The 12,536-nt window shown below is 72.4% G+C and carries 14 protein-coding genes; 7 read left to right on the top strand and 7 right to left on the bottom strand.

Annotation, left to right across the window (positions count from 1 at the left end):
• Nucleotides 1-6: 6 nt before the first annotated feature.
• The 3 genes from ACPZVR_RS11830 to ACPZVR_RS11820 all read left to right on the top strand — a co-directional run bounded on the left by ACPZVR_RS11830 (nt 7) and on the right by ACPZVR_RS11820 (nt 2,818).
• Nucleotides 7-513, top strand: a complete 507-nt coding sequence (locus tag ACPZVR_RS11830) for a hypothetical protein (RefSeq protein WP_436699784.1) — start codon at nt 7-9, stop codon at nt 511-513.
• A gap of 39 nt (nt 514-552) precedes the next feature.
• Nucleotides 553-1,206: an SDR family oxidoreductase gene (locus ACPZVR_RS11825; protein ID WP_436699783.1), complete on the top strand. Its 654-nt coding sequence runs from the start codon at nt 553-555 to the stop codon at nt 1,204-1,206.
• Nucleotides 1,207-1,282: 76 nt separating this feature from the next.
• Entirely contained in the window at nt 1,283-2,818 is a 1,536-nt protein-coding gene (locus ACPZVR_RS11820) for an LVIVD repeat-containing protein (protein ID WP_436699782.1), read from the top strand.
• 45 nt (nt 2,819-2,863) lie between these two features.
• Here ACPZVR_RS11820 and ACPZVR_RS11815 read toward each other — a convergent pair whose 3' ends face one another.
• The 3 genes from ACPZVR_RS11815 to ACPZVR_RS11805 are packed head-to-tail and all read right to left on the bottom strand — an operon-like array spanning nt 2,864 to nt 6,676.
• A complete protein-coding gene (locus tag ACPZVR_RS11815; RefSeq protein ID WP_436699781.1) occupies nt 2,864-4,375 on the bottom strand; it encodes an AMP-binding protein in 1,512 nt (503 codons plus the stop codon).
• 37 nt (nt 4,376-4,412) lie between these two features.
• Entirely contained in the window at nt 4,413-5,465 is a 1,053-nt protein-coding gene (locus ACPZVR_RS11810; protein ID WP_436699780.1) for an acyl-CoA dehydrogenase family protein, read from the bottom strand.
• Between the two features lie 20 nt (nt 5,466-5,485).
• Entirely contained in the window at nt 5,486-6,676 is a 1,191-nt protein-coding gene (locus ACPZVR_RS11805; RefSeq protein ID WP_436699779.1) for an acyl-CoA dehydrogenase family protein, read from the bottom strand.
• Nucleotides 6,677-6,759: 83 nt separating this feature from the next.
• Here ACPZVR_RS11805 and ACPZVR_RS11800 point away from each other — a divergent pair, with 83 nt between their 5' ends.
• Genes ACPZVR_RS11800 through ACPZVR_RS11790 form a run of 3 tightly spaced genes read left to right on the top strand, consistent with a single transcriptional unit; the run spans nt 6,760 to nt 9,371 of the window.
• Nucleotides 6,760-7,929, top strand: a complete 1,170-nt coding sequence (locus tag ACPZVR_RS11800) for a 3-ketosteroid-9-alpha-monooxygenase, oxygenase component (RefSeq protein ID WP_436699778.1) — start codon at nt 6,760-6,762, stop codon at nt 7,927-7,929.
• A gap of 15 nt (nt 7,930-7,944) precedes the next feature.
• A complete protein-coding gene (locus tag ACPZVR_RS11795) occupies nt 7,945-8,247 on the top strand; it encodes a hypothetical protein (protein ID WP_436699777.1) in 303 nt (100 codons plus the stop codon).
• A 26-nt stretch (nt 8,248-8,273) separates the two neighbouring features.
• Complete coding sequence (locus tag ACPZVR_RS11790) at nt 8,274-9,371, top strand: 2Fe-2S iron-sulfur cluster-binding protein (protein WP_436699776.1); 1,098 nt, start codon at nt 8,274-8,276, stop codon at nt 9,369-9,371.
• A 91-nt stretch (nt 9,372-9,462) separates the two neighbouring features.
• Here the strand turns inward: ACPZVR_RS11790 and ACPZVR_RS11785 are convergent, their stop codons facing one another.
• The gene (locus tag ACPZVR_RS11785) at nt 9,463-9,861 is read right to left on the bottom strand and encodes a hypothetical protein (RefSeq protein ID WP_436699775.1); all 399 of its coding nucleotides are present in this window, start codon (nt 9,859-9,861) and stop codon (nt 9,463-9,465) included.
• A gap of 121 nt (nt 9,862-9,982) precedes the next feature.
• Between ACPZVR_RS11785 and ACPZVR_RS11780 the strand changes: the two genes are divergently transcribed.
• Nucleotides 9,983-10,588, top strand: coding sequence for a DNA-3-methyladenine glycosylase I (locus ACPZVR_RS11780; protein ID WP_436699774.1), 606 nt, complete (start codon nt 9,983-9,985; stop codon nt 10,586-10,588).
• Here the strand turns inward: ACPZVR_RS11780 and ACPZVR_RS11775 are convergent.
• From ACPZVR_RS11775 to ACPZVR_RS11765, 3 genes are read right to left on the bottom strand one after another with little or no spacing between them, the layout of a single operon-like run.
• Entirely contained in the window at nt 10,572-11,081 is a 510-nt protein-coding gene (locus ACPZVR_RS11775) for an NUDIX hydrolase (protein WP_436699773.1), read from the bottom strand. The genes ACPZVR_RS11780 and ACPZVR_RS11775 overlap by 17 nt on opposite strands.
• The gene (locus tag ACPZVR_RS11770) at nt 11,078-11,761 is read right to left on the bottom strand and encodes an MBL fold metallo-hydrolase (RefSeq protein ID WP_436699771.1); all 684 of its coding nucleotides are present in this window, start codon (nt 11,759-11,761) and stop codon (nt 11,078-11,080) included. The genes ACPZVR_RS11775 and ACPZVR_RS11770 overlap by 4 nt, the downstream gene beginning before the upstream one ends.
• Nucleotides 11,758-12,441 (bottom strand): maleylpyruvate isomerase family mycothiol-dependent enzyme, encoded by a 684-nt coding sequence (locus tag ACPZVR_RS11765; protein WP_436699770.1) that lies wholly within the window; start codon nt 12,439-12,441, stop codon nt 11,758-11,760. The genes ACPZVR_RS11770 and ACPZVR_RS11765 overlap by 4 nt, the downstream gene beginning before the upstream one ends.
• Nucleotides 12,442-12,536 lie beyond the last annotated feature (95 nt).

Below are 12,536 nucleotides of genomic sequence, written 5' to 3'. Positions count from 1 at the left end.
CGAGCCATGACCTCGCACCCCACCTCGCGACTCCGGCTGGCCCTCGTTCTCGCCACCGCCGCCACGACCCTCGCCGCCTGCGGGAACGACGTGGACGCCGACGTCCTCGGCACCGCGGCGATGGGGGTCGACGCCGACGGCGCCCCGGTCGCATTGGTCGAGGTCTGTCGCGGCCGCATCGACACGGTCGAGGTCCACGGCGACCGGACCGGACTGCGCGACGACGAGCCCAACCCGGTCGTCGGCACCTGGCGGGCGGCCGAGCCGCGGGACGGCCGCGTGGAGCTGAGCCTCGTGGCTCCGTCCTGGGACTGGGCCGGACCGGAGGGCCTCACGCTGGCCGAGGGACGCACCTACGTGCTGACCGCCTACGACTCCGATCGCGACGCGGAGGTGACCCAGGTGTCCTTCACGACGACCCAGCTCGCGGCGCTGACGCCCGAGCGCATGATCGTCGGCGCGGGCTCGACGCGGCCGCGCGCGGAGCTCGACGCCTGCGACCGCGAGGAGTAGCCCATCGAGGGACCGCGGCCGGCGCACTACGCTGCCGGGATGACCCGCAACGTGTTGATCGCAGGAGCCGGCCCGGGGGTGAGCGGCTCGCTCGCCCGGTTGTACGCCGCGGAGGGCGGCAGCGTCGGACTGCTCGGTGCCGACGAGGACGTGCTGACCGCGCTCCGCGCCGAGGTCGAGGCGGCGGGGGCGGTGGCCGGCTCCGCGGTGGTCGACCTCACCGACGACGCCGCGACCCGGGTCGCGGTCACCCGGATGGGCGAGCACCTCGGACATCTCGACGTCGTCCACTTCAACCCGTCGGCCTATCGCGAGAAGGACCCGCTGAGCCTGACCGTGGAGGAGCTGCTCGAGGACGTCCGCCTGGGCGTCGGCGCTCTGCTGACGGTCGTCCAGGCGGCCCGGCCGTTCCTGGGCCCCGGGGGCCGGGTCACCGTGACCGGCAGCATGGCCGCCGACCGGCCGTGGCACGGCGCCGCCTCGCTCGGCGTGCAGAAGGCCGGCGTGCAGAACCTCGTGCACAGCATCGACGCGACGCTGAAGGGCGACGGCATCCGCGCCGTCTCCGTGACCGTGCGCGGCCTGCTCAAGAAGGAGGGGCCGTTCGCGCCCGACAACGTCGCCCGGGCGCTGCGCGCAGCGATCGACCAGGACGAGGCGGACTGGCGTACGGAGCTGCCCTACACGGGCTGAGCCCGGACCACCGGCCGAGGGCCTGACGGTCGACGGATGCGGGGCGGCCGTGCGAGGGTGGCCCCACCCGGCGGCGATGCCGCGCACCACGGACGACATGGGGGTCGGCATGGGGGTCATGGGGACCAGCAGGGGCCGTGAGGCCGCGGGGGAGCACGCTCGGCCACTGCGCCGGCTGGCGCTGGCGACGACGGCCGCCACGCTCGTGCTCGCCGGCGCTGTCGTGTCGGCGGGCTCGTCGCGCGCCGACCTCTCGCTGAGCGGCGTGCCGCGGGCGACGTGCGCCGACGGCGACCTGCCGGAGACGGCCGAGCAGGGCCGGGTGCCGGCCGCCGACCACGCTTCGGGCCGGGCCCTACAGGGCTACCGGTGCAACAGCGTGGAGATCGGTCACCACGGCAAGCGGTCGATGCTCGGCTCGGGCGGCTACAAGGTCCAGCGCTACACCGACGCCACCGGGCGCACGTGCGCGTACTACGACTCGGCGCTGATGGCCGGGCTCAACCTCCCGGGCCTGCTCACCGGCGGTGCCGGTCTCGGCGTCGTCGTCCTCGACATGACCGACCCGGCGAAGCCGGTGCGGACGGCGAACCTGGTGACCCCGGCCATGCTCCAGCCCCACGAGTCGCTGCTGGTCAACCAGGAGCGGGGTCTGCTCGCCGCGGTGATGGGCACCCTCGCCACGGCGCCGGGCGTCCTCGACGTCTACGACATCAGTCGCGATTGCCGCAAGCCGCGGCTGAGGTCGACGACGCTCTCGGGGGTGATGGGCCACGAGAGCGGCTTCTCGCCGGACGGCCGGACGTTCTGGACGGCGGGCGCCGCCGGCTTCACGCTGACCGCCGTCGACCTGACCGAACCCCGCCGGCCCCGCATCCTCCACACCAAGACCGGCGTCGTCTACCACGGCCTGCGCCTGTCCGACGACGGCCGGACCATGTACGCAGCGAACATCGGCAGCCCGAGCGTCCTCACCGGGGGGCTGCTCGACGGTGCCGGTCTCGACATCCTCGACGTCTCCGACATCCAGGACCGGCGTCCGAGGCCCGCGATCCGCACCCTGTCCCGTCTGGCCTGGGAGGAGTCGTCCATCCCGCAGGTCGCGGAGCCGTTCACGCAGGGAGCCCGGCAGTACGTCCTGGAGGTCGACGAGTTCAGCGACCTCTTCGGAGACTTCACCCGGATCAACTCGCCGAGGAGCCCGGTCGGAGCGGCGCGGATCATCGACGTCACCGACCCACGCGCACCGGTGGTCGTGTCCAACCTGAGGCTCGAGGTCCACGACCCGCTGGTGCGCGACGACGTCATGGGCGATCCGGGGGCACGGCTCATCGTGCGCAGCTACACGGGGCACTACTGCTCGGTGCCCACCCGCGACGACCCGAGGATCGCCGGCTGCTCGATGATCGGCTCCGGGCTGCGCCTGTTCGACATCTCCGACGTCACCCGACCCCGTGAGGTCGGGTACTTCAACGAGCCCGGCCCCAACGGCGCCGCGGCCCTGTCCCAGCCGGCCTGGGACGTCGAGCGCGCCCAGGTCTGGTACACCGACATGGACGAGGGCTTCTTCGCCGTCGGCCTGCGTGGCCCGGCGGCGGCGCTGCTGCGCTGAACGCAGGCCCGATGCCGGCTGATGCGGGCGGAGCCGCGGGCCCGGTCAGTCGTACGACGTGCCCCGCTCGGCGCGTGTCCAGAGCGGTGGGTCGGAGGTCGGCGCGACTCCGGCGGCCGTCAGCTCTCGCTTGACCACCTTGTTGGTGGCCGTGCGGGGCAGGTCGCCGACGATCCGCACGTAGCGCGGCCAGGCCTTGGGGGAGAGGTCCGCCTGCTCGGCGAGGAACGTCTCGAGATCGCGGGGGGTCAGCGGACCGCGCAGGATGAGCGCGCAGGCGACCTGGTCGCCGACCTTCGGGTCCGGTACGGCGTACACGGCCGCCTCGGCGACGGCCGGGTGCCGCAGCAGGATCCGCTCGATGGGGGCCGCCGCCAGGTTCTCCCCGTCGACGCGCAGCCACTCGCCGGATCGGCCCGCGAAGTACACCCATCCGTCGGCGTCGCGGTAGGCGAGGTCGCCGGACCAGTACCTGCCGCCGCGCATCCGCTCGGCCTCGGCCTCGGGGTCGTTGTAGTAGCCGGCGAACGCTCCGGCACCGGTGGTGTTGACCAGCTCGCCGATCGCCCGGTCCGGGTTGAGCAGCCGGCCGGAGGCGTCGAACTCGGCATCGGCGGTGACGTCCCCGGAGTCCGGGTCCAGCACCGCGACCCCCGGCAGCGGCATGCCGAGGGACCCGCGCGGCATGCCCGGGCGCCGCTGGACGATGACGGCGTTCTCGGTCGAGGAGTAGGAGTCGACGACCTCGCACCCGAAGCGCGTGGCGAACGCCGCGATATCCGCGTCGTTGGCCTCGTTGCCGAAGACCAGCCGGAGCGGGTTCTCGGCGTCGTCCGGCCGTGCGGGGGTGGCCAGGACGTAGGTCAGCGGCTTGCCGACGTAGTTGGCGTAGGTCGCGCCGAAGTCTCGCACGTCGGGCAGGAACCCGCGGGCGGAGAAGCCGGCGACCGCGAACGGGGCGCCGGTGGTCAGCGCCGGCGCCCAGCCCGCCATCACGGCGTTGGAGTGGAACAGCGGCATCGACACGTAGTGCACGTCGTCGGCGCTGAGGCCGAGCCGGCCGACGAGGTGGGTGCCGGGGCCGGTGATCTTCTCGTGCGTCACCCGCACGGCCTTCGGCGAGCCGCTGGTGCCGCTGGTGAAGATCAGCATGAACAGCGAGTCGGGCGTCGGCGACGCGTCCGGCACCACGCCGTCGCCGGACTCGGCGAGGGCCGCCAGCGCGAGGTCCGCGGCGTCGACGACGACCTGGCAGTCGGCCTTGGCGATGTCGGCGTCGAGGGCCGCGCCCCGACGGGTGGTGTTCAGCCCGACGAGGACGTGGCCGCCCAGCCCGGCCGCGGCCAGGTGCAGCGCGAAGGCCGGCCCGTTGGGGAGCAGCACCCCGACGTGCGGCGGCCGCGCCGGATCGAGCCCGCGCTCGACCCGCTCCGCGAGGCGGGCCGCCGCGCCGACGTACCGGCGCCAGGAGAGCTCGCGGATCGCGCCCGCATCCCGCCAGCGCAGTGCCGGACGGTCGTCGTCGGCGCGGGCGAGGAGGAGGTCACGGACCGTCACGGGGCTGGATCCGTCCTTCGCTCGTCCTCGCCGCGGACTACCCGGCCGCCGAGAACGCCCGGCCGATCGCCAGCGCCTGCTCGGTCGCGCCGCCGAAGAGGAACTCGAAGCGCTTGCCGCTGGTGAAGTAGCGGTGCGCCTCCCCGTCGAGGTCGATGCCGACGCCGCCGTGGACGTGGACGGTCGTGTGGGCGATCCGGTGGCCCGCGTCGGCGGCCCACAGCTTCGCGGTGGCGACCTCGCTCGCCGCGGGCAGCCCCTCCTCGAGGCGCCACACCGCCTGCCACAGGGTGAGTCGCTGGCCGAGGACGTCGATGAACCCGTCGGCCAGGCGCTGCGAGACCGCCTGGAAGGTGCCGATCGGGCGGCCGAACTGCTCGCGGGTCTTGGCGTACTCCGCCGTCAGGCGCAGTGCGCCCTCGGTCACGCCGAGCTGCTCGGCCGCGGCGAGGGCGACGAGGAGCTGGCCGAGGCGCTCCGGTGCCTCCCCGCCGCCCACCGGGGTGGAGAGGGCGCCGGAGAGGGTCACCAGGGCCGCGGCGTCGCCGTCGCTGGTCCTCTGCGCGACCCGCTCGACGCCCGGCGCCGTGACGTCGACGAGGTGGACCCCCGGCCCGGACGGACCGGTGGCCGTGACGAGCAGGGCGTCCGCGGCCATGCCGGCGCGCACCAGCGTCTTCACGCCGGTCAGGGCGCCGTCGGCCGATGCGGTGACGGTGGGTGCGGCCGGCAGGTGCGCACGCTCCTCGGCGACCGCGGCGGCGTAGAGCCGGTCGCCGACGGTCACGCCGTGCGCGGCGAGCAGCGCGGTGCAGGCGCCGTGGACCGCCAGCGGGACGGGCGCGACCCGCTTCCCGACCTCGACGAGCACGCGGGCGAGCTCGATGAGCCCGAGGCCGGCGCCCCCCTGATCCTCGGGCAGATGCAGGCTCAGCAGCCCGGCGTCGCCGAGGTCCTTCCACAGTGCGCGGTCGAACCGGTCACCGCCGGCCTCGACCTCCTTGAGCCGCTCGTTGGTCGTCTTGTCGGCGAGGATCCGCGCCGCGAGCTCGGCGGCCTCGTCCTGCTCGGGGGTGAAGAGAAAGTCCATGTCCGTCTCCTGTCGACGCGTCAGGCTCGCTTGGCGGCGGGCAGGCCGAGGCCGACGTACCCGATGATGTCGCGCTGGATCTCGTTGGTGCCACCACCGAAGGTCATCACCAGCGAGGACCGGTGGAACCGCTCGAGGCGCCCGGCGAGCACCGCGCCGGGGGAGTCGCCGGTCACGCCGGCGTGCGGCCCGACGATCTCCATGAGCGAGCGGTAGACCTCGGTCGCCAGCTCGGAGCCGTAGATCTTCGTGGCCGACGCCTCGGCCGGCGAGAGCGCGACGCCGTGGTCCGCGTCGGCGGCGAGCTTCCAGTTGATGAGGGTCAGCGCCTCGATCCGGGCGTGGGCGCGGCCGAGCGCGATCTGCACCCACTCGGTGTCGATGACGCGGGTGCCGTCGGGGTTGCGGGTCTCGGCTGCCCAGTCCTTGACCAGGGTCAGGGAGTGCTGCAGCGGCGCCGCCGAGGTGAGAGCCACCCGCTCGTGGTTGAGCTGGTTCGTCATCAGCGCCCAGCCGCCGCCCCGCTCGCTGACCAGGTTGGTGGCCGGGACGCGGACGTCGGAGTAGTACGTCGCCGAGGTGCCGACGCCGGCGACGGTGTGGACGGGGGTGTACGACACGCCTTGCGCGTCGGCGGGGACCAGGATCATCGACAGTCCCTTGTGGCGGGGGGCGTCGGGCTCGGTGCGGCACGCCAGCCAGAGCCAGTCGGCGTACTGGATGAGCGAGGTCCACATCTTCTGTCCGTTGATCACCCACTCGTCGCCCTCGAGCGTCGCCTTGGTCTGCAGTGACGCGAGGTCGGTGCCCGAACCGGGCTCGGAGTAGCCGATCGAGAAGTGCAGCTCGCCGGCCAGGATCCTCGGCAGGAAGAACTCCTTCTGCTCGGTCGACCCGAAGCGCATGATCGTCGGGCCGACCGTGTTGAGCGTCAGGTAGGGGATCGGCACACCGGCGATCGCGGCGACGTCGGTGAAGATCAGCTGCTCGACCATGGAGCGGGCCTGGCCGCCGTACTCCTTGGGCCAGCCGATGCCGAGCCAGCCGTCGGCGCCGATCTGGCGGATGACGTCCTTGTAGACCCCGGCCTCGCCGAACTCTCCGGTCGCCGACGCGAGGCCGGCGCGGATCTCGGGGGTGACGAGCTGGGCGAAGTACTCACGGAGCTCCTCGCGCAGCGCGACCTGCTGCGGCTCCAGATCGATGTGCATCGGCTCTCCTGTGACGATCGTTGCAGGCGGATCGGGGGGTCGGGTTGTTGTCACCCTAACGGCAAAACTGTAACGTGTTCTACATGACCGACACCCGCAACTCCGTTGTGCGCAGTCTCGACCTCGGGACGACGCCGATCCGCTTCGCGCGCGGCTGGCACTGCTTGGGTCTGGCCTCGGACTTCGCGGACGGCAAGCCGCACGCGGTCCAGGGCTTCGGCGGCAAGCTGGTGGTCTGGCAGGACAGCAAGGGCGAGCTCAACGCGCTCGACGGCTACTGCCGGCACATGGGCGGCGACCTGACGCAGGGCGAGGTCAAGGGCGACCACGTCGCGTGCCCGTTCCACGACTGGCGGTGGGGCGGCGACGGCAAGTGCAAGGAGATCCCCTACGCGCGCCGGGTGCCGCTGCGCGCCCGGACGCAGCGCTACGAGACCGTCGTGCGCAACGGGCAGCTCCTGATCTGGCACGACCCGGAGGGCTCGGCGGCCGATCACGACATCCTGCCGCCCGAGCTGCCCGACGTCATGACGGACAAGTACACGCCGTGGTCGTGGCACACCAAGGAGATCAACGGCTCGCACTGCCGCGAGCTGATCGACAACGTCGCGGACATGGCGCACTTCTACTACGTCCACTTCGCGTTCCCGACGAGCTTCCGCAACATCTTCGACGGCCACACCGCGACCCAGTTCATGGAGTCGAAGGGGCGCCCCGACACCTCGGGCGGTGGATACGGCGACGAGAACTCGACCCTCAAGTCCGTGGCGACCTACTACGGACCGGCCTACATGATCAACTGGCTCGAGGTCGACTACAAGGGCTTCGTCACCGAGGTCATCCTCATCAACTGCCACATCCCGACCGGGCCCGAGTCCTTCACGCTGCAGTACGGCATCAGCGTGCGCAAGCCCGAGGGCCTCGACGACAAGACCTGCGCCTACATCGCCGAGCGCTACACCGAGTCCTTCGGCGACGGCTTCCTCCAGGACGTCGCGATCTGGGAGAACAAGGTGGCGGTCCAGAACCCGCTGCTGTGCGAGGAGGACGGCCCCGTCTACCAGCTGCGCCGCTGGTACGAGCAGTTCTACGTCGACGTCGCCGACATCAAGCCCGAGATGACCGACCGGTTCGAGTTCGAGGTCGACACCACCAAGGCCAACGAGTACTGGCACGCCGAGGTCGCGGAGAACCTGGCCAAGCGCGCCGCCGCCGAGGCCGCGGCCGAGGCGGCCGCGCCGGCGGACGCCTGAGGCGGCCGAGCCGTCATGGCGTCCTTCCTGCCGACCAGCGACGAGACCCTCGAGGACCTGCGCCGCTACACCGAGGAGCGGCTGGTCGACGTCGCGTGCCTCGACTGCCTCGCCCGGGTCCGGGTCAAGAAGAACAGCGAGCACCAGACGTCGGTGCAGTGGAACGCCGAGGCTCGCGCCGACTGCCAAGAGTTCCAGCGACGAGGCCAGACGCCCGGAGGGCGGGACGTGCACCGGCCGTGTGCGCGACTGATGGCTAGCATCGACGACGCGGTTCGGGCCGGAGCCGTCCCGATCGGCGCGTACGACGGCTACTGAGCCATCTTCTGAGGAATGGGAGACCCGTGGACATCGAGTCCTTCGTGCTGGACGTCGTCGACGTGGTCGAGGAGACCGCCGACGCGAAGTCCATCAGCTTCGCCGTGCCCGCGGGCGCGGAGGAGAAGTTCGGCTACCGGCCGGGCCAGTTCCTGACCGTCGCGGTGCCGAGCGAGCAGACCGGCATCGCGGCGCGGTGCTACTCGCTGTCCAGCAGCCCGCACGACGGCGGGCCGCTCACCGTGACCGTCAAGCGCACCGCCGACGGCTACGCCTCGAACTGGATCTGCGACAACCTCGCGGTCGGTGACACGCTGCGGGTGCTGCCCCCCTCGGGCATCTTCACCCCGTCGTCGCTCGACGCGGATCTGCTGCTCTTCGCGGGCGGCTCCGGTGTGACGCCGATCATGTCGATCACCCGCACCGCCCTCGCGGAGGGCACGGGCCGGATCGTGCTGTTCTACGCCAACCGCGACGAGAGCTCGGTGATCTTCGCCGCCGAGCTGACCCGACTCGCCGCGGAGCACCCCGAGCGGCTCCAGGTCATCCACTGGCTGGAGTCCGTGCAGGGCATCCCGTCGACCGCGCAGATGAAGGCCTTCGCCGCGGAGTACGGCGGCTTCGACTCGTTCGTCTGCGGCCCGGCGCCGTTCATGAAGATGGTGACCACGGTGCTCAAGGAGCTCGACGTCCCACGCAGCCTGCGACACCAGGAGAAGTTCGTCTCTCTCGGCGGCAACCCCTTCGGCGACCTCGAGGAGCTCCAGCGCGCCGAGAACGAGATCGCCCTCGCGGAGTCCGACGACGACGGCGCGGCGGCCGACGTCTTCTCCGACGCGCCCGCGGGCCCGGTGAAGGTCGAGGTCGAGCTGGACGGCGAGGAGTTCACGTTCGACGACTGGGATCCCCGCGCGAAGCTGCTCGACTTCCTCGAGAGCAAGGGCGTCAAGGCGCCGTACTCCTGCCGCGAGGGCGAGTGCTCCGCCTGCGCCATCCGGCTCATCGAGGGTGACGTCAAGATGCTCCACAACGACGTCTTGGACCAGGACGACCTCGACGACGGCATCCGTCTCGGCTGCCAGTCCGTGCCGCTGACCGACACGGTCAAGATCAGCTACTCCTAGAGGAGCGGGCACTCGTCGTCCGGCGCGACAACGGCCGCCGGCTGCACCCCCCTAGGATGCAGCCGGCGGCCGTTGGCCTCGGTGCCGCTCGTCAGGCGGCGGGCGCCGGAGCCGGGGCGGGTGCCGGGTTCTTGGCCAGGCACTTGTCGAGGCGCTCCTGAGCGTGCTCGACGCGCTGGACCTGGAACTTCTTCGCCTTCTGGACGTGCTGCTTCTTCTCCTTGGCCGTGGCGAGCTCGGCCTTCGCGTTGCGCTTCTCCTTGGCCGTCTCGGACGCCTTGACCTCGGCCTTCGCCTCGGCGATCGCCTCCTTCTTCGCGGCGAGCTTGGCGGTCAGGGACTCGAGCTTGGCCTCCGCCTTGTCCAGCTGGGCCTGCTGCTTGGCGCAGGGAGTGTCGGCCGGCGGGTTCGCCACCGCTCCGGTGAGCGGTGCGATGGACACGCCCAGGGCGAGGACGGCCGCGGCTGCGGCGGTGCGGGCGATGGTCATGGGTGACGCTCCTTCGTGGTCGAATCGTTCGTCACCCGGTACATGTCGCCAGGCGCCCGCGCCGTTACATCGCTCCGCCAGGGAGCCGGACCTGTCGGCGGCCCGTGGGAGGGTCGGGGGCATGAACACCCCCGCCCCCGGCCCCGACGGCCGCCCGCGCTGTCGCTGGTCCCTCTCGCCCGACGAGCTGCCCTACCACGACGCGGAGTGGGGCTTCCCCGTCGCCGATGACCAGCGGCTGTTCGAGAAGATCTGCCTCGAGGGCTTCCAGGCCGGGCTGAGCTGGCGCACCATCTTGGTCAAGCGTCCGGCCTTCCGCGCCGCCTTCGCCGGCTTCGACTTCCACGTGGTCGCCGGCTTCGACGAGCGCGAGGTGGAGCGCCTGCTCGCCGACGCCGGCATCGTGCGTCACCGCGGCAAGATCGAGGCCGCCATCAACAACGCCGCCCGCGCGATCGAGACCGTCGCCGAGCACGGCTCGCTCGCGGCCTACCTGTGGCGGTTCGAGCCGGCCGCCGACGAGCTGGGGGAGCCGCAGACGCTCACCACCTCGCCCGCAGCGGTCGCGCTGTCGCGGGACTTGAAGAAGCGTGGCTGGAAGTTCGTCGGCCCCACCACCATGTTCGCCTTCATGCAGGCGATGGGCCTGCTCAACGACCACCTCGTCGGCTGCGTGACGCGCGAGGAGGTCGCCGCCGCGCGCCGCGGGTTCACGCCTCCGGCATGAGTCGGTCGCCCAGCACCGCCACGGTGTCGGGCACGAACGGCAGCGTCGCCACCATCGCGCGCAGCCGCTCCACGTCGACCCATGCGCCCCAGGCGACCTCCTCGGGCTGCCAGGTGATCGGGCCGTCGTAGACGCAGGTGTAGGCGAAGGCGTGGTACGTCGTGTGCTCGTCGGCGTAGTCGTCCTCGCCGATCGGCTGCAGCGCCACGCCGGTGACCCCCAGCTCCTCGGCCGCCTCGCGCACCGCGGCGTCGTACGGGTCCTCGCCGGCCTGGAGGACGCCGCCCGCCGCGAAGTCGTAGCGGCCGGGGAACACGTCCTTGGTGTCGGTGCGCCGGTGCACGTAGACCTCACCGGCGCTGTTGCGCACGACGACCAGGGTCGCGGCGTGGCGGAGGTTGCGCGCGCGCATCTGCGAGCGCGGCACCACCGCGCCGGTGGGACGGCCGTCGTCGCCGTACAGGGCGACCTGCTCCTCCACCGAGCCGGTCACCAGCCCCTCTCGCGCCACTGCGCGAGGTGCGGGCGCTCGACGCCGAGCTGTGAGTCGTTGCCGTGCCCCGGGTAGAACCAGGTGTCGTCGGGCAGCGCGCCGAACAGCTTGGTCTCGACGTCGTCGACGAGCGTCGCGAAGGCGTCGGCGTCGCCGAAGGTGTTGCCGACGCCGCCGGGGAAGAGCGAGTCGCCGGTGAACAGGTGCGGGTGCCCGGAGGGGTCGCGGTAGAGCAGGCAGATCGAGCCGGGTGTGTGGCCGGTGATCCGGATGACCTCCAGGACGCACGACCCGACCGCGACGGTGTCGCCGTCGGCGACGCGGCGGTCGACCGGGACCCCCGTCTGCTCGGTGATGGCGTCCGCGTCGGGCTCACCGGCCACGACGGACGCACCGGTGGCGCGGACGACGTCCGCCAGGGCCCGGTGGTGGTCCCAGTGCTGGTGGGTGGTGACGACGGCGGTGAGCCCGGCGTCGCCGACGAGCGGCAGCAGCGTCTCGGGTGCCGCGGCGGCGTCGATCAGGACCTGCTCGCCGGAGCCGTTGCAGCGCAGGAGGTAGCAGTTGTTCGACATCTTCTCGTCGACGGCGACCTTGGTGATCGTCAGGTCGGTCAGCTCGCGCACGTCGGCGGCGCCGCCGACCGTGACCTCTCCGGTGTAGCTCGTGGGCTGGTTCATCGTCCCTCCAGGATCGGCAGCGTTCCGGTCGTGCTCGACAGTAGTGCCGCCGGCTCGCGGCCGGTCGCCCACCAGGCGAGGGCGCCGAGAGGCCCACTGACCGTCGGCGCGCCCGCGGCCGGGGAGCCGAAGGCCCACCGGGCCGGCTCGTCGGTGGCGACCACGTGGAAGCCGGGGCCGTCGTAGCGCGCGGCGTCGTGGCCGAGGAACTCCATCGCGGTCGCCGGCGGCCAGTCCGTGGCGGAGTAGCCCGCCGCGAGGTCGGCGTGGTGGATCTCGACCTCCCGCAGCCGCAGCCCGGGGATCCGGTCCGCCGGCATGAGCTGGCCCCCGGGCGTCCGCTCGAAGGTGGTGCCGGGCGCCAGGCCGTCCGCGACTCCCGCCACCTCGGCGAACGCCGCGCTGCCGGCGACGAGGCGGTCGAGGACGACGGCCGGCGGCTCGGCGGCGAGGACGTCGATGTCGCCGTCCCGGGCTCCGTCGGAGGCGTACATCGTGGTCGGTCGCCCGTCCCGGATGCCCCGGAGCACGCCGGCGAGCCCCTCGGCGTTGAGCGCCAGGTGCGCGAGCACGTGCGCGCGGCTCCAGCCGGCGCACAGGGAGGGGGCCGCCCAGTCGTCGTCCGTGAGGGACCGGGCCGTGGTGAGGAGCCGCTCGGTCGCGGCGGTGAGGGAGGTCACGCGCCCATCATGCCCGCCCGGTCGTCGTGGACAGGAGGGCTGTCGGTGGTGGGTGAGAGGCTGTTCCGTACGCGCGGCGGCTTGCCTGCCCGGCG

Origin of the sequence: Nocardioides segetis, assembly GCF_051390595.1 — a bacterium.
In the GTDB taxonomy this organism is placed as follows: domain Bacteria; phylum Actinomycetota; class Actinomycetes; order Propionibacteriales; family Nocardioidaceae; genus Nocardioides.
This window is presented reverse-complemented; position numbering and strand designations above follow the sequence as displayed.